The sequence below is a fragment of the Pseudomonas yamanorum genome (genome assembly GCF_013386765.1).
Taxonomy (GTDB): domain Bacteria; phylum Pseudomonadota; class Gammaproteobacteria; order Pseudomonadales; family Pseudomonadaceae; genus Aquipseudomonas; species Aquipseudomonas yamanorum_A.
In genome coordinates this window covers 4141-4468 of the sequence record NZ_JACARE010000080.1, presented here as the reverse complement: position 1 = coordinate 4468, position 328 = coordinate 4141, and the positions used below count along the sequence as shown (strand labels likewise).

1 pseudogene is annotated in these 328 nt (G+C 57.3%); it reads right to left on the bottom strand.

From position 1 onward, the window contains the following. Positions 1–56: 56 nt before the first annotated feature. A pseudogene (locus tag HX875_RS32975) lies at positions 57–328 on the bottom strand (microcin ABC transporter ATP-binding protein); the annotation flags it as partial.

The following is a 328-nucleotide window of genomic DNA, read 5'->3' as shown; positions in this document are numbered from 1 at the left end:
GAAACCATAAGTAGCCGTTACCTGAATAATGGATATGTACCCAAAGCGTCCACGAATCAGATCGCCTCAGCCATCAACAACTCCCGCGTATACGGATGCCGCGCATCCGCAAACAGCGCCCCCGTCTCCCCCTGCTCCACCACCCGCCCCCGGTGCATCACCGCAATCCGATCACACAACCGCGCAGCCACCCGCAGATCATGGGTAATAAACACAATGCTCAACTTCAACCGCCGCTGCAGCGACTCCAGCAACTCCAGAATCTGCACCTGAACCAGCGCATCCAGCGCCGACACACACTCATCAGCAATCAACACCTTGGGCTCCA